At 49.0% G+C, this 14,030-nt stretch carries 19 protein-coding genes; 11 read left to right on the forward strand and 8 right to left on the reverse strand.

Annotation, left to right across the window (positions count from 1 at the left end; genetic code table 11):
* Positions 1 to 389: 389 nt before the first annotated feature.
* The 4 genes from EPG66_RS15350 to EPG66_RS15365 are packed head-to-tail and all read right to left on the reverse strand — an operon-like array spanning position 390 to position 3,361.
* Positions 390 to 1,178, reverse strand: a complete 789-nt coding sequence (locus EPG66_RS15350; protein WP_182687401.1) for a hypothetical protein — start codon at positions 1,176 to 1,178, stop codon at positions 390 to 392.
* Positions 1,175 to 2,197 (reverse strand): phage integrase, encoded by a 1,023-nt coding sequence (locus EPG66_RS15355; protein ID WP_182687410.1) that lies wholly within the window; start codon positions 2,195 to 2,197, stop codon positions 1,175 to 1,177. Before EPG66_RS15355 ends, EPG66_RS15350 begins: the two co-directional genes overlap by 4 nt.
* A gap of 2 nt (positions 2,198 to 2,199) precedes the next feature.
* Positions 2,200 to 2,766 carry a PH domain-containing protein gene (locus EPG66_RS15360; RefSeq protein WP_182687412.1) on the reverse strand — a complete coding sequence of 189 codons (567 nt, stop codon included), beginning with the start codon at positions 2,764 to 2,766 and terminating at the stop codon, positions 2,200 to 2,202.
* Positions 2,767 to 2,779: 13 nt separating this feature from the next.
* Positions 2,780 to 3,361, reverse strand: coding sequence for a phage repressor protein CI (locus EPG66_RS15365; RefSeq protein ID WP_182687414.1), 582 nt, complete (start codon positions 3,359 to 3,361; stop codon positions 2,780 to 2,782).
* A gap of 142 nt (positions 3,362 to 3,503) precedes the next feature.
* Between EPG66_RS15365 and EPG66_RS15370 the strand changes: the two genes are divergently transcribed.
* The 6 genes from EPG66_RS15370 to EPG66_RS15395 all read left to right on the forward strand — a co-directional run bounded on the left by EPG66_RS15370 (position 3,504) and on the right by EPG66_RS15395 (position 5,551).
* Positions 3,504 to 3,725 (forward strand): helix-turn-helix transcriptional regulator, encoded by a 222-nt coding sequence (locus tag EPG66_RS15370; RefSeq protein ID WP_182687415.1) that lies wholly within the window; start codon positions 3,504 to 3,506, stop codon positions 3,723 to 3,725.
* A 31-nt stretch (positions 3,726 to 3,756) separates the two neighbouring features.
* Complete coding sequence (locus EPG66_RS15375) at positions 3,757 to 4,263, forward strand: phage regulatory CII family protein (RefSeq protein WP_182687417.1); 507 nt, start codon at positions 3,757 to 3,759, stop codon at positions 4,261 to 4,263.
* A 7-nt stretch (positions 4,264 to 4,270) separates the two neighbouring features.
* Positions 4,271 to 4,423 (forward strand): phage filamentation protein Fil family protein, encoded by a 153-nt coding sequence (locus EPG66_RS15380; protein WP_182687419.1) that lies wholly within the window; start codon positions 4,271 to 4,273, stop codon positions 4,421 to 4,423.
* Complete coding sequence (locus EPG66_RS15385) at positions 4,407 to 4,799, forward strand: hypothetical protein (protein WP_182687420.1); 393 nt, start codon at positions 4,407 to 4,409, stop codon at positions 4,797 to 4,799. The genes EPG66_RS15380 and EPG66_RS15385 overlap by 17 nt, the downstream gene beginning before the upstream one ends.
* A 9-nt stretch (positions 4,800 to 4,808) precedes the next feature.
* A complete protein-coding gene (locus EPG66_RS15390) occupies positions 4,809 to 5,237 on the forward strand; it encodes a hypothetical protein (RefSeq protein ID WP_182687422.1) in 429 nt (142 codons plus the stop codon).
* Between the two features lie 74 nt (positions 5,238 to 5,311).
* Positions 5,312 to 5,551 (forward strand): DUF2732 family protein, encoded by a 240-nt coding sequence (locus EPG66_RS15395; protein ID WP_182687424.1) that lies wholly within the window; start codon positions 5,312 to 5,314, stop codon positions 5,549 to 5,551.
* 155 nt (positions 5,552 to 5,706) lie between these two features.
* On the opposite strand, the gene EPG66_RS15400 is transcribed toward EPG66_RS15395, so the two are convergent.
* Positions 5,707 to 5,979 (reverse strand): hypothetical protein, encoded by a 273-nt coding sequence (locus EPG66_RS15400; protein ID WP_137241198.1) that lies wholly within the window; start codon positions 5,977 to 5,979, stop codon positions 5,707 to 5,709.
* A gap of 203 nt (positions 5,980 to 6,182) precedes the next feature.
* On the opposite strand from EPG66_RS15400, the gene EPG66_RS15405 reads away from it, so the two are divergent.
* Genes EPG66_RS15405 through EPG66_RS15415 form a run of 3 tightly spaced genes read left to right on the forward strand, consistent with a single transcriptional unit; the run spans position 6,183 to position 8,850 of the window.
* Positions 6,183 to 6,500, forward strand: coding sequence for a DUF5405 family protein (locus EPG66_RS15405; RefSeq protein ID WP_182687426.1), 318 nt, complete (start codon positions 6,183 to 6,185; stop codon positions 6,498 to 6,500).
* Positions 6,493 to 8,541 (forward strand): replication endonuclease, encoded by a 2,049-nt coding sequence (locus EPG66_RS15410; RefSeq protein ID WP_182687428.1) that lies wholly within the window; start codon positions 6,493 to 6,495, stop codon positions 8,539 to 8,541. The genes EPG66_RS15405 and EPG66_RS15410 overlap by 8 nt, the downstream gene beginning before the upstream one ends.
* Positions 8,542 to 8,601: 60 nt before the next feature.
* Positions 8,602 to 8,850 (forward strand): hypothetical protein, encoded by a 249-nt coding sequence (locus EPG66_RS15415; RefSeq protein WP_182687430.1) that lies wholly within the window; start codon positions 8,602 to 8,604, stop codon positions 8,848 to 8,850.
* On the opposite strand, the gene EPG66_RS15420 is transcribed toward EPG66_RS15415, so the two are convergent.
* Genes EPG66_RS15420 through EPG66_RS15430 form a run of 3 tightly spaced genes read right to left on the reverse strand, consistent with a single transcriptional unit; the run spans position 8,847 to position 11,955 of the window.
* A complete protein-coding gene (locus EPG66_RS15420; RefSeq protein WP_182687432.1) occupies positions 8,847 to 9,161 on the reverse strand; it encodes an Ogr/Delta-like zinc finger protein in 315 nt (104 codons plus the stop codon). The genes EPG66_RS15415 and EPG66_RS15420 overlap by 4 nt on opposite strands.
* Positions 9,158 to 10,189: a phage portal protein gene (locus tag EPG66_RS15425; RefSeq protein ID WP_246379402.1), complete on the reverse strand. Its 1,032-nt coding sequence runs from the start codon at positions 10,187 to 10,189 to the stop codon at positions 9,158 to 9,160. The genes EPG66_RS15420 and EPG66_RS15425 overlap by 4 nt, the downstream gene beginning before the upstream one ends.
* On the reverse strand, positions 10,186 to 11,955 hold the full coding sequence (locus tag EPG66_RS15430; protein WP_182687436.1) for a terminase large subunit domain-containing protein: 1,770 nt from the start codon (positions 11,953 to 11,955) through the stop codon (positions 10,186 to 10,188). The genes EPG66_RS15425 and EPG66_RS15430 overlap by 4 nt, the downstream gene beginning before the upstream one ends.
* 185 nt (positions 11,956 to 12,140) lie before the next feature.
* Here EPG66_RS15430 and EPG66_RS15435 point away from each other — a divergent pair, with 185 nt between their 5' ends.
* Complete coding sequence (locus EPG66_RS15435; protein ID WP_182687532.1) at positions 12,141 to 12,953, forward strand: GPO family capsid scaffolding protein; 813 nt, start codon at positions 12,141 to 12,143, stop codon at positions 12,951 to 12,953.
* A gap of 56 nt (positions 12,954 to 13,009) precedes the next feature.
* The gene (locus EPG66_RS15440; protein WP_182687438.1) at positions 13,010 to 14,029 is read left to right on the forward strand and encodes a phage major capsid protein, P2 family; all 1,020 of its coding nucleotides are present in this window, start codon (positions 13,010 to 13,012) and stop codon (positions 14,027 to 14,029) included.
* The last annotated feature ends 1 nt before the right edge of the window (position 14,030 follow it).

The raw sequence follows: 14,030 nt of genomic DNA on the forward strand, positions 1-14,030 counted from the left end.
GCTGGAAAAAACTATCAGAGCTTCTCCCTATTGATAAGCGAGTTACTTTACATACTTCTGAGGTTTTTTGCTTTGTTTAGTAGTTTTGTTCCACCTGCTTAAAGCAATCAGCAGCGGCATGATAAGGCTGTTGAGGAAAATGCACCGCCACTTTACCGCCACTCGAAAAGCCAGATACAAAAAAACCGCTTCAATGAGCGGCTTATCTATATGTTTTTTATAGTGAAATTTGGTGGCCCCTGCTGGGCTTGAACCAGCGACCAAGCGATTATGAGAACTATGATAGATAAAGGAAAAACAATAACTTATATAAAAATCAATATGTTGAAGGGCCAATATCCGCCAATAATAACCAATATCCTTATGCTTGTGCGACATTTTTGCGACACTCAAATGCTGTTGATTGGCAGTACCTTCATGTGAGCAATCCCGTTTTCTGGAGTGAGCTTTAGAGAGTCATATTTAAAAATACAGACTGAGCGATCGGATAATGACATTGCAAAAACTTTATCTGAAATGGATGAGATGTATCGATACTTTACATCTGAAGGGGATTTGCATTTACCATCAGATTCAATCAAAAAGGTATCTATCCCATTTTTTATATTACTAGAATTAACATGTCCCCATATAAAGCATACGCTAGGGATAAAGCAAATTATTATTATGCAAAGCTGTCTTTTTAAATTTAACTCTTTTAGGAAATTAGTTTTATAAAGTATTATAAAAATCGCAATAAAGGATATTAATATGGGTATTGTAAATTGACCAAATTCACTCGAAACGAACTCTTGAACTGAAACTGGCTTTTTATAGTAAATATAAATAAGTACTATTAATATTAAGCTACATGCAGTGAAGGTTATTCCAGATAACATATTCATTATCGTTTGCATGTAATTATAATGCTTACCGAATACTAAAATTTCTCTTCCAAGAATACTATAAGTTTTTCTTTGTATCCTGTCCCAGAATTCAGCTGATGCTAAGCCAATAATAGCTACGATGCATGGGATTGTTATTGTGTATAAGATTGATGGGAATATATCAGAGAAAGATGCAAATTGGAGTATGCTGATGTCGAAAGCGGACCAGAAAGACCAAGAATAAATAAATGAGTTTAAAATTGCATATGCACAAGCAAGAGCCCATAAAGTTATTTTTAATTCGATATTCATTTTCTCAGCACCAAAGGATTAAGCAACAGGGCTTCTTCTAAGTGATTAGGGGCAAAATGAGCATAGCGCATTGTCATTTTAATGTCGGTGTGCCCAAGTATCCTCTGCAAAACAAGGATGTTTCCTCCGTTCATCATAAAGTAAGATGCGAAAGTGTGCCTCAATACGTGAGTTAACTGCCCGGCTGGTAATTCTATCCCAGCTCTTTCCAACGCAGATCTAAATGCGTAATAACATGGGCTAAAAAGTGGACCGTTCTTTTTTGGTAATTCTGCTATGATCTTCGGGTCAAGAGGAATTGAGCGATTGCGCTTACCTTTTGTTTTTATAAATGTGACCTTCCCAGCACCGATTTGGCTGCGCTTCAATTTCTCAGCTTCACCCCAGCGAGCACCAGTAGACAGGCAGATCCTGACAATCATTTCCAAATCGTTAGCAGAGCTATGGCGGCTTTCCTCTAAAAGCCTATCAATCTGCTCTCCAGTTAGATAGGCCATCTCACTTTCTTCTGTTCTGAACTGGCGAACATTTTCTAAAGGATTCGGCGCTTTCCATTCACCAAGTCTTTTCAGTTCATTAAAAACCGCTAAAAAGTAGGCGTGCTCAAGGTTCATTGTTCGAGGTGAAACCTGGCTTATACGCTTAGTACGGGCAAATTGACCGTCTAATCTCTTAGCTCGATAAGTAGTGAACAACTGCGCGTTAAACTCGGTTGCTAACGGATGCCCCATGCATTCAGCTGCCCATAACATTGAGCTTTTGCGCTTATCGCCATCTTGCAAGGTTATGCCATGTCGTTCATACCAAAGATGCACCAAGTCCGTTAACTTACGTCGCTCCTTGGTTTCCCCAAGCCAAGGGCTATCGTCAATTTTTTGTAGGGTATAATTTTCGAAGGCAAGCGCTTCTCCTTTAGTTGAGAACTTTTTACGGACACGCTTGCCTTCTTTGCCATTGCTACGATCAACAGTATAAAAATCGGCTATCCACTGCCCATCGGATTGCTTTCGAACTGGCATAATTAACCATTCAGGATACGTTGTTTTTGGACTTGAAATTCCTCATCAGTGAGGATTCCATTTTCTTTCATTTCAGCAAGGCGTTCGATCTTAGCCATTTGTTCATCAAACGATAATGATGTTTTAGCTTGTTGCTGTTCTGGCTTTGGTGACTGGTTCTGATTATTGCGGGTTTCATTTACTAGATTAGTGAAAGGTATAACTGAACCCTTCATAACATTTTTGATGGTATAATTCTGACCACTAGTTGAAATCATGATTTCACCAAGCAGTAGGCCAGTTTTACCACCAACACTTACGATGTTATTCAAGTTGATATCCACTTGTTTAACCCCGTAAAGCATTCCTTTATCTAAAAAAATCACACGCTTGTTGGTTAAAGTAATCAACCAGGTGTTGTTGTCCATCATGCCACTGGCAATGGCTAAAGGAGTTTCATCTGCGCCAAGTATTTCAGGCAGATGATAGAATTCCTTTTTAGTTCCAAAAGGTGCATCGGAAACTACAGACGCAAGCCTTTTCATTTCTTTTTTCAAATCTTCTTTAGATGCTGTTTTGTAGTTTAACATTTAATATTCCCTATTATTTTATTGTAAGTACAACGCGCCCCAGTACGCTGATATCTTCAATAGAACAATCAAACGCCATGCCCACACCACTAACTCTAACCTTTTTAATAGGGATTCGAGTTATTGTCCTGACGCTGACTTTTCCTTCTATCTCCACCAACCATTCATCGTCATAAATTTCTGAAAACTTTTGATCAACTATGTATTGAGTGGTCCCATCAACAACGCATATAGCTTCTTGAGGTACTTGTCTGCCCGGTAGAAACGAAGCTTTATCCAAGAGATAAAATCCTGCTTCATACAATTGGCCATCAACAATTTTACGGCGGGATAACTTAAGGATGTCCAAAGCTTCATCATTAAACTTAGGCCCACAACCTGTAGCTAACCATTCCAGATTGGCACCTGTTTCTGCCATGCAACGAACAACAATATCCGCAGGAAAGCCACCACGTTTATACCTACCAGCCAGGCTGCTTGAAGCAATACCCAAGTGATCAGCCAGCATAATTTTTGTACTAAAACCATAAGCCTCAATGACTCGGTCTAGAACTGGAGCACTGTCGCCACCCATATCAAATTGTAGTTTTTGCATAAGCACCCCCATCGCGTAAGGCTACATTGCTGTTGACATGTAGTTTTTTACGAGATAGCCTGTCTCCGTTGTGTAGTTTTAAGCTATATTGGCTGATACTGATGGATATTGGCGTATCCATTAAACGAATGGAGTTTGCATTATGCGTCCTAACATTACAATCGTGATCCCTGATCCTTACATCCCTTTAGACGAATATTGCCGCCGTACTGGCATGTCCAAAAGTACTGCTGAAAACCTGATTTCTTACGGAAAGCTGCCTATCAAGCCAAAAGGTGCTCAAAAAAAAGGCTTGGTTGAAGTCAACATGGCTGCTCTGACCGTCATGGCATTAAGCGAATGCAACGTTTCGTTTAACGCGTAATTCCAGGCTATCAATTCGTAAGGTGCGAATCATGTACGATTATAAAGTTTCAGTACGAAACCATCTTGATGATGCCTGCCGCCAGTTTTCGCTGGCACATAACGTCACAGAACTGGCTAAAAAAGTAGGAATGCAACCGGCCACACTGCGTAACAAGCTGAATCCGGACCAGTCGCACCAACTGACATTGCCTGAACTGCTAGCGATCATCGACCTAACCGAAGACCCAACCATTCTGGATGGTTTTCTGCGGCAGATTAATTGCCAGCCTTCTGTACCGGTTAACAACGCCAGACCTGAAAACATGCAGTTTTGCGCATTAACTGCTGTGGCCAGTGTCGGGGTAATCGCTGGGGAAGCGGTTTCAACGGAAAAGATGACCGTTGCACGCCGCAATCAGATTCTTAACAGAGCCAGTGATGCTATTCGCAGCCTGTCTTTACTCGTCTATTCCGTTGAAAGTCGTTTTCAAACCGTGCCGGTGTTGGCTGCTGCCGTTGATGTGGTAAGCGCCTCAATGCCTGGCATCGTTGCGTGAGGTGAACATGTTCGTATTCGTGAATCTGCTAAAGCGCCAGTCGCCATCGAAGCAGCTGCCTGCGTATGGCCACGGCACCATCCAGCTGCCAAACGGGCAGCGCTGGAATCCTGCTTTTACCCGTAAAAATCATGAGGCAAAGCATGAATGCAAACGATGAAAAATGGCTGGGCGTGCTGCGCCAGATGGTTTCTGGCCATAGCACACAGGCATACAGCATCTGGGAGCGGCTTAGTGAACATCAGCGCGGAATTATTCTGCACGCCGCAGGCTTAAAGGCGCGTCACTGTCGTTATTCGTGGGGCCAGTTCACTGACCACGAATTACACCAGATTAAGCGCGGCCTGCAGCGTCTGAAATGCATGGTTGAAATGTTCAAGGGGCTGGGGCCGCTGGCGTTTCAACAGGAAAAGAAACTATCACCGAGCGCGCTGAACGCAGCGCGATCAGTGCCCACTGTACCGGGAACACCAGTACATGAGCTGATAAAGGCGCGGCAGCAACTGCGTAAACCCGCTGACAATCGCGCCCACTGAGGAAATGTTATGAACATCATCACCGTTGAAAAAAAAGGGCTGCTTGAAGATTTCCGCAACTGGGGCGTTAACCCGGATTATGCAGAGTTCTTCATCAGCAAATGTGACGCCGAAGGCAGCACGGTTGCACTTAAGTCTTTCGTCTTCAATGACACGATCCACCTGGACGATAAAATACAGTGGCTGCTGGTAAGTTCTGCTTTCTGGTGTCGTGCATTCCGCGAGGCGGAAACCCACACACAGCAGACTGAAGCGCTGAGCGCAATCCGCGCGATTTACTTTGCAGCTGGCTTCCTCGGAGTATCGCCCGTTGTGGCGCTTATCCGGTCATGGTGGAGCGTATCTTACGAATTACATTCGCTGTCATCACCTAACCAGTCGCAGATGCATGTGAAGCCTTTCCGTTCCTCGATCCTTAATTCGCTGTTTAAGCACTAATAACCCGTCGCACGTTTTTTTGGCTTTCCATCGGATAGCCGGGGATTCGTGCGCTCTGAAATGGAGAAAACGCCATGAGAATGACCCGTCAGGATTTAAACAAAGAAGCGGCCGGCAGCACTGAACTGGTTCAGGAGCTGTGCAAGCAGGCGCGTGTTGAAGGTGGCAAGGATATGGCAACTAAGCTGTCGGGCCGCCTTGATCGTCTGGCCACGCACGCAGCCAATCAAGGGCTGCCTGCTGTTGAGATTGTTGAACTGATCCGGCAGGAAGCCGAAGCCATTGACGGCAAAGGCGGTGCGCTATGGCAGTAAACGCTGGAATGAAAAACAAAGGGAAATACATCGCGAAGTATCAATTTAAAAGCAGTGTTGAGTTCAGAGCACTGGCAAGCAGGACAGAATTGCAGAGTTACGTCCGTAAATACTTTGCGAAGTGAGCTGAAAAGGCGGCATCTGCCGCCTGAAGGCTATTTGAAAACAAACAATGAATCGTACTTACCGGGATTTAAATTATCTTTATGAACATCTTCAAGGCCCAAACCAGCGATCGATTGTACCAGTGCGATATAAGCACTCAGACCATCAACTGTTATTACCCTGTAGACTTCGCCTCTTTCATTTTGAACTGCAGTCACCATGGGCATACCGCCCATTTCTTTCTTCGCCATTTTCTTAGCGATGGCATCAATTTTGTCGTCAATCGTCGCGCGCTCTACGCCATCAAGGTATGTGTCTTTCATAAAAATTCCTTAAAAAATCTAAGTTTCCATTCGGGATTTGCTGTGCTGTTCAATGCGATGAAAATACTTTCTCATGCAGCGGGAATGATGCCGGAATATTCAGGCCGGGGAAAGTGGGAGCAAGAGAGCTATAGGGTTAACAGTACTGCCTCGGAAACTTCCGCCGCAGGTATACCTGCTGCAAAAGTGGAGAGTGTAGCGCTATGAGAGTCAGGATTGATGATGTTTATTTCCTGCGTGCGATCAGCCCTAAGCAGCTGGGTGGAAACATGCTTATTGCGCTGGAAAAACTGGGATGGGTGAAAGTCGATGGTATCCGGGAGCAGGTGCCGCAGACTATGGCCATTTACAGCAGTAAGATTCTGCTGCTGCGCGATCTCATTTCGGACGTTATCGGGCGGCTGGTGCTTCAGGGGGATATGGATACGTTCGCCGCATTCGTCAGTGAAACGCGACGTCTTACAGAGCTGACAGATGTTGCGTTTGAAAAGTTGAGCGCGCAGCAGGTTGTCAATGTCTGAAGCACAGTCTGATTTGTTACAGGGTGAATACCACGCCGTAAATAAAATGCGGCGTGAGTTCTTTGCGCCTGGCGCACCGCAGGGCATCACCCATACGGAACTTAAACTCTGGCATTGTGATTCCACCGATCATGGGTGGCGCAGCCAGTACCTGCATGATATTCCGGATTACCTGTCCGGATATTTTGGCCAGCGATATGAAACACTTCTAAAGTCACCTAAAGACGGTCGCCGCCGTGCCAATACGTTCTTACGCAACACTATCGGTAAGAGCGTATTGCCACGTCTGAAACTTGTTAACGCAGCATGGCAGCGTGATTACTCAACCGGCATGCCTTCACCTTTCAAAGATAACCTTGATGATCTGCCAGGCTATGATCGGGACCGTGTGCGTGATCTGGCTTATAACATTGCCAGTCACTTAGGCGAGGCTTTCCACTCCTGGGCAGAAATGACCGCGCCCGACGATAAACCTGATGAAGACGAGCTGAAGCAACGCACAGCACAGGGTTATGTATTTCTGGCGCAGGAAGCACTGAAATGCGGCACCACGCCGCCTTTCTGGCTGTCCGTTAAGAAGACCGGCAAGATTAAACGTCGCAACGCTGAAAGCGCGATTCTGCGCATGATGTCACCTGAATGGTGGCGGGTTCGTCTGCAGCGTCGTCGTGATCTGCACCGTGAGCATATGGCTATTGCTGTGGGGCAGGTCCAGAAGGCCGCCAGTCCTTACGTTTCACGCGGAACACTCGGAGAATGGGCGGAACAGAAAAAGCGTAACCGTGAATTTTTCAAAAAGTTTGATCTGATTAATGAGGAGGGTGATCGCATTGCGCTGGCCGATATGGTCAACCGCAGCAATGCTAATCCGGCTATTCGACGCTGTGAGTTAATGGCACGTATGCGCGGGTTTGAGGATATCGCCAATCATGAAGGCTATGCCGGTGATTTTTACACGATCACTGCGCCGTCACGTTTTCACGCCGTACACAGCAAAGGTGGATTCGTTTCACAGTGGAACGGGGCAAACCCACGCGACACTCAAAAATATCTCTGCTCTGTCTGGGCAAAAATCCGTGCAGCGCTGTCCCGTGCTGGTATACACGTTTTCGGCTTCCGCGTTGTGGAACCGCATCACGATGGAACACCACACTGGCACATGCTGCTTTTCATGCGTCCGGAACACGTTGAAGAAGTACGTGACATTATGTGTTACCACGCGCGGATTGCTGACAGTGAGGAACTGAACACAGAGAAGGCGTTAAAAGCACGTTTTCACGTTGAGCCAATTGATCCCACCAAAGGGAGCGCAACGGGCTACATCGCAAAATACATCTCTAAAAACATCGACGGGTATGCGCTTGATGAAGAAAGCGACGGCGAAACGGGCGGTAACGCGCGTGAAATGGCAAAAGCCGTTTCAGCCTGGGCATCACGCTGGCGTATCCGTCAGTTTCAGCAGATTGGCGGTGCGCCGGTGACGGTGTGGCGTGAACTGCGCAGGCTCGGTGACCAGCAGATTGAGCAGCCGGAAATGGATGCGGTTCTGGCATCTGCAAGCGTGGCTGTTGACTGGGCTGCATACACGCAGGCGCAGGGCGGTCCGCTCGTTGCCCGGTGCGATCTGGTTGTGCGTCTGGCTTATGAAATCACCGAATGCGGTAATGAGTACGGTGAAGATGTTCAGCGGGTTCAGGGGGTTTATTGTCCGCGTGCTGCTGGTTCGGAAGTGCCAACACGTCTGGTTAAGTGGGAAAAGGTCGCCAAACTGGCCGAAGCGTCAGCGGAGGCTGGCTTTTCTGGCGGCAACGCCGCCCCTTGGAGTTCTGTCAATAACTGTACGGGGCCGAAGCGCCGCAGGTTAGAAGTGGAGCTGAAAGCCAGGGGGTTTGAAGGCAGTGATGAAGAAATTGACCGGCTTTTAAGCGGGGCCGCGATCTCTTTCAGGGGGCATGGTCTTTTGAAGTATCAGGCGGAGCGACTTATAGACGTTGCTGATACCAATAAAAACGAGTGCTGGCCGGGGTGGTCTTCAGGCTAATTCAAGGTGTTAGCGCATGTTTATAGTAGATAAATCCCAAAAAAGGATTCATATTTCGTAATGAATATTATACTGTATGGTTATACAGTATTTAATGTAAGGGAGGTTGAAATGTCTGCGTCGTTAAGTCAGATAGTTAAGGTGGAACGGATTGATTTTATAGTGAAAATGATGACTCATTCACTGGTGGAAGATAAACGCCGCGCATTACTTGATGAATGGCTGGGTGAACTGACGGAAGACCTTTTAGCTGACCTGAAAAGCGAAGCGAGGAGAAGCGCCCCAGTTAGTGAGGGGCGTTCTTATTAGGATGCCTGCAGAAGTTTTAAAGTCAGCTGTTTTTGTTCTGCTGACATGCCGCTGATTACCTGCTGAATCAGTAAATCGCCTTTTTTGGCGCTAGGGCTGATTGTGTGGGAAAACGTCAAATTCATAACAAAAGTATGTCCACATTCAACGTCTGCACATGAGCAATAAATATCAGCAATATCGCGATGTTTGCGATTTGTTTTACGGATGACCGCCTTTGATTTGCACTCTGGGCACTCAATTTTTAACACGCGCATATTTGCGGCTCCGGCGTCGTAAGTTTGCCTGGATTTTATCCGATTACGCCTCATGCCGCATCCTTGTTTTTTGATTGCTGGTCAAATTTCAGGTGAAGGTGTTCCGGTACTTCCGGATCACCGTTCACCGCCATCATCAGTCGGCGCTGGAGTGGAGCAACCTCGTTTTTCTTATAGGTGGCTTCCACCTTTTCCGGGTCACCCAGGCCGGAAGTGTTCTGCGGAATAATCCCCGAAAGGCCAGCCGGAAAGCGGTGCGCGTTCAGCACGTCCTGCGCGCTGATGTTCTTCACGTTGGCAAATTCATCTTTCGCGCCGATATCCCCCATCTGGATAAACTGCACGCCTTCCTTATCGCCGCCGGGGATGTTCACCAGAATAGTGCTGAAATTTCCGATCCCTTTGCTGTTGGCCAGCTGCTGCTCTATCTCTTCTTCAACCTCATCCGTCATGTTTGGGTCTGTGGTGTAGAGAATGCCGCCGGTGTGTGCGCCGTTGTGATAATACCGGCGGCGGAAAATCACTGCTTCGCTGTTGAGCAGGGCTGAGTGAATGCCGCCGATATAATCCGGCAGGCCGTAAATCTGCTGCTGCGGGTCATACATCCGGATAAAAATCACATCCTCTTCAGCGTAAACCAGCGGTTCACCCTGCTGCAGCACCACAAATTCACCGTCTCTGCGGCGGCGCATATAAAGGCCGGGCATCGGTTCCAGGGCAACCACGTCACCCCAGCCGTTGCGGATTTTAACGAGCGCCAGATCCCCGAACGTCAGCAAATCCATCGCGCCAGCCTCAAGGCTGTCAAACGTCAGACCGCCGCCCAGGTAATCCGACAGCACCATATTTTTACGCGCGTGCAGGATGCCACCATGCTGGCCGTTGAGATTTACCAGCTGCGCCAGTGCAAGGCGGTCAATCGGCAGACTGTAGTGATCAAAATCGTTGTCATACCACACATCACGATAATCGGTGCCGGTGGTCAGGACTGGTTCAGGCTTGCCGAAGCGCAGCACGGACATTTTGCGCTTACCTGCCGCCTGCTGTGCGCCGCTGGCGCGTTGCTTATATCGTTTTTTCATGCTGCCTTCTGAAACTTCCATTTGGATTTAGGTTTGTGCTCGTAGTTGAGCGGCTCATTGTCCAGACCGTGCATAATTGCCCAGGCTGCCTCTGCGTGGCCGGTTTCTGCCGTGCGATCAGCGACGAAGGTCACCGCGCTGCCTGATTTCGTGACGGCGCGCCGGATGGACATAAACGACGCGGCCACCTCTTTCAGGTCCGCATCCCATTCAATGCGTCCGCTTTCAATGACGTCTGCCGCCTTAAGCACCAGACGGTTTTTAGTGCTCAGGTCGTAGCGGATAGGTTTAAGCACGCGCATGGCAAACGGGTGGATGTTGTCGTAAACGCCCTGGCCGATGCCGGTCACGTCTACGCCCAGATAGGTGAAGTTGTACCGGGCAAAGAGTTTCTTGATCTCGCTGGCCTGATATCGGAAGTTCATGCCGCGCCAGTTGATGATAGCCAGCACGCGGAACTTCTCACCGGCCAGCACCGGCGGGGCCATAATCACGAAGGTTGACAGGTCGCCGGAGCGGGCAGGGTCATAACCGCCCCAGACAGGACGATCGCCAAACGGGCGGCGCGCTTTCGGGTCGTGGTCCTGCCAGAACGTGATATCAGTGCCGCATTTTTCCAGGTCGGAAAAGCTGAATACGGCGTCTTTACTGTCAACGAACACGCACATGTACAGCATATCGAAAGTGTCTTTGCTGTAGCGGTTGCGCAGCTTGTCGATGCTGGCGAGGTTAAAGCCGTTGGCAATGGCGTCTTCCATCGTGATGACATAGCGCCACTGGCCATCCGGGCAGAGGCGTCCGCCGTCGCGCATGGCGCTAAACGTGGGGAACACCACGGCGGCGCGTTTTTTGCTGCCTTTCTTCCATTCTTCGCCGGTCCAGAACGGGTAAGCCTGGTGCGTTTTGGCTGACGGCGTTGAAAAGTAGGTGGTGCGCCATTTGTCGTGTGTGGCCATCGCAGAGGCCACTTCATTCAGCCGCGCGAAGTTTGGAACCCAGAAATATTCGTCACAGTAGAGGTGGCCGCTGTATGACTGCGCCGTATTCTTGTTTGTGGACAGAAAGCGCAGCTCTGCGCCATTGCTCAGGCGGATAGGGTTGCCGGTGAGGGTGATGCCGAAGTATTCCTGTGCGATGTTGACGATATACGAGCGGAAAACTTCCGCCTGCGCGCGCGAAGCGGAAAGGAAAATCTGCGGATCACCGGTCAGCACAGCGTTTTCAAACGCCTCAAAAGCAAAATACCAGGTCGCACCGATCTGGCGGCTTTTGAGAATGTTTCGCACCTGCTGGCTGATGTTCAGGCGCAGGTGTTTCTGGTAGCCAAACAGGTGTTCTTCAGCCCATAGATTCAGGTCGTCTTCCGTCAGTCCGGATACGTCATTTTTGTTGTATTTTCGCTTACCGCGCGGCTGGTCGCTTTCCTCATCGCTGCCGCCAGTGGATGCCGGGCGCGCGGCGGCCAGCTTCTCTTTGTGTTTGTTATGCTGCGCGCGCAGCTTTACCGCATGGGCAATCAGCTGATCCAGTTCTTTAAGTTCCAGCTCTGTTTTGCCGTCGCGTCCGGTCAGCAGCTGGATGCGGCGCTCAATCGCATCTTCAGTGCTTTCGTGGCTCAGCATATCTGCCCAGCCTTCCTTTTCTGCCCAGTAATAAATGATCCGCGCATTCGGCAGATTTAATTCACTGGCAATTTCCTTCGGCGTATACCGCCTTAAATACAGGGCGCGCGCAACGCCGCGTAATTCTTCACTGTATTTAGCCATCCGATAATTTCATTCCTTTATTTGCCTGAGCGCTATTATGCCGATGCAGAGTAAATAAAAATCCCGGTTTGATTCTTTATGGTTCGTCTAATTGCCTTTATCCGAACACAGTGGAATTTGTCAGGATGCGGCAGGCGGTTAATTCATTAATAATGGCTCTGCTGTTACGGAGGGCAGGAAAATATATGTCACAGTTATGTACTGACTGGCTGTGTATTGCCACCGAGGGAGATACGGTTGACCGCCGCGAATTAAAACGGGAATGGTTAATTGATGCTGCTGAAACATATGACCCTGAATTATACGCCGCACTTATTTGGCCGGAGCATGAACGCGATTACGGAAATGGGGGCTGCGTAAAACAGGTGATGTGGCAGGAGGGTGATGACGGGCTGGTGAGGCTTTACGCAAAAATCAGTCCGAACATGAGCCTGATTGAAGCCAATAAACGCGATCAGCTTCTTTATTTTTCGGTAGAGCTTACCGAAGACGGAAACTTTCGCGGCACAGGGCGCAGCTATCTCGAAGGGCTGGCGGCAACGGACTCGCCTGCCAGCGTGGGCACTTCACGTATGCGCTTTAGCCAGCGCAAAAAAATCAAACCCGGCTGCTATCGCTATAAGTTTGGCCGGAATGGAAAAGTGGAACAGGAAACAAAAATGAAAAACTGGCAAAAGCTGTTTGGCATTCAGCCTAAAAAATTCGCTGAAGATGACGTGAATACTGACGCGCCTGAAGACAGCGACAAATTACAGGCGCTGGCTGAAGCCCTGAATAATCTGGAAGGCCGTGTGTCTGCAATCGAAACGCAGCTGGCTTCCACGCAGGAAGATGTGGATACCATTGCCGAAGTGGTGGATACGCAGGAATTTGCAACGCTGCGTGAAAATATCGGGGCAGTCATTAAAAACTTTGGAAAGCTGGATAACAAGATTACACAGCTGCCGAAGCGTAAGCCCGGCGATAAGCAGGAAAGCCGCAAATTTAAATTCATCTAATTTCGCCTTCGTCAGGGAAGTTTCTATAAGTCGCATTATTTGCGAGAGGGTTATTTATGAAGTTAAACAAACGCGCACTGGCATTCATTGACGCTTTCTCTGCCGGACTGGCGGAGCATTACAGCGTGACGAATCCGGCCCGCGCATTCAGCCTCACCGATCCGCAGGAAACCAGCCTCCGCGCTGCGCTGCTGGAGTCCGTGGAGTTCCTGAACATGATCACCGTGGCAGACGTGGACCAGCTGAGCGGCCAGGTTGTTTCGGTAGGTGCGTCGGCACTTCACACAGGGCGTGTGGCTGACGGGCGTTTCCGTCGCAAAGTCGGTGTGGAAGGCAACGATTACAAGCTGGTCGAAACCGATTCCTGCGCGGCGCTGAAATGGGATCTGCTTTCACTGTGGGCAAACGCCGGTGATGAAGGTGAGTTTTTCCAGCTGGTACAGACGTTTTCGAATCAGGCGTTTGCGCTGGACATGCTGCGCATTGGCTTTAACGGCAAAGAGGTGGCGACGACAACCGATCCGGAGAAAAACCCGAACGGCGAAGACGTCAATATTGGCTGGCATCAGCGCATGAAAGGCTTCAAAGACGGTTACCAGATTATGACCGATGCGGTCACCCTGGACGATGCCGGTGATTATCACTCGCTGGATGCGATGGCCTCTGACCTGATTAACGCCAAAATTCCGGCGCAGTTCCGTAACGATCCGCGTCTGGTGGTGCTGGTCGGGGCCGATCTGGTCGCGGCGGAGCAATACCGCCTCTATCAGAAGGCGGACAAGCCCACGGAGAAAATCGCCGCGCAGATGCTGGGCAGCACCATTGCCGGGCGCACCGCGATTATTCCGCCGTTTATGCCAGGCAAGCGCATGGTGGTCACGCCACTGTCAAACCTGCACATCTACACGCAGCGCGGCACGCGTCAGCGTAAGGCGGAGTTTGTGGAAGACCGCAAACAGTACGAAAACAAGTACCTGCGCAATGAGGGTTACGCCGTTGAGGAGCCGGAGCTGTATGCGGCTATTGACGAAAATGCGGTGACCATCGGCAAGGTGACCGAACCGGCAGAGGGCTAAC

It is taken from the genome of Pantoea pleuroti (assembly GCF_014156615.1).
Taxonomy (GTDB): domain Bacteria; phylum Pseudomonadota; class Gammaproteobacteria; order Enterobacterales; family Enterobacteriaceae; genus Pantoea; species Pantoea agglomerans.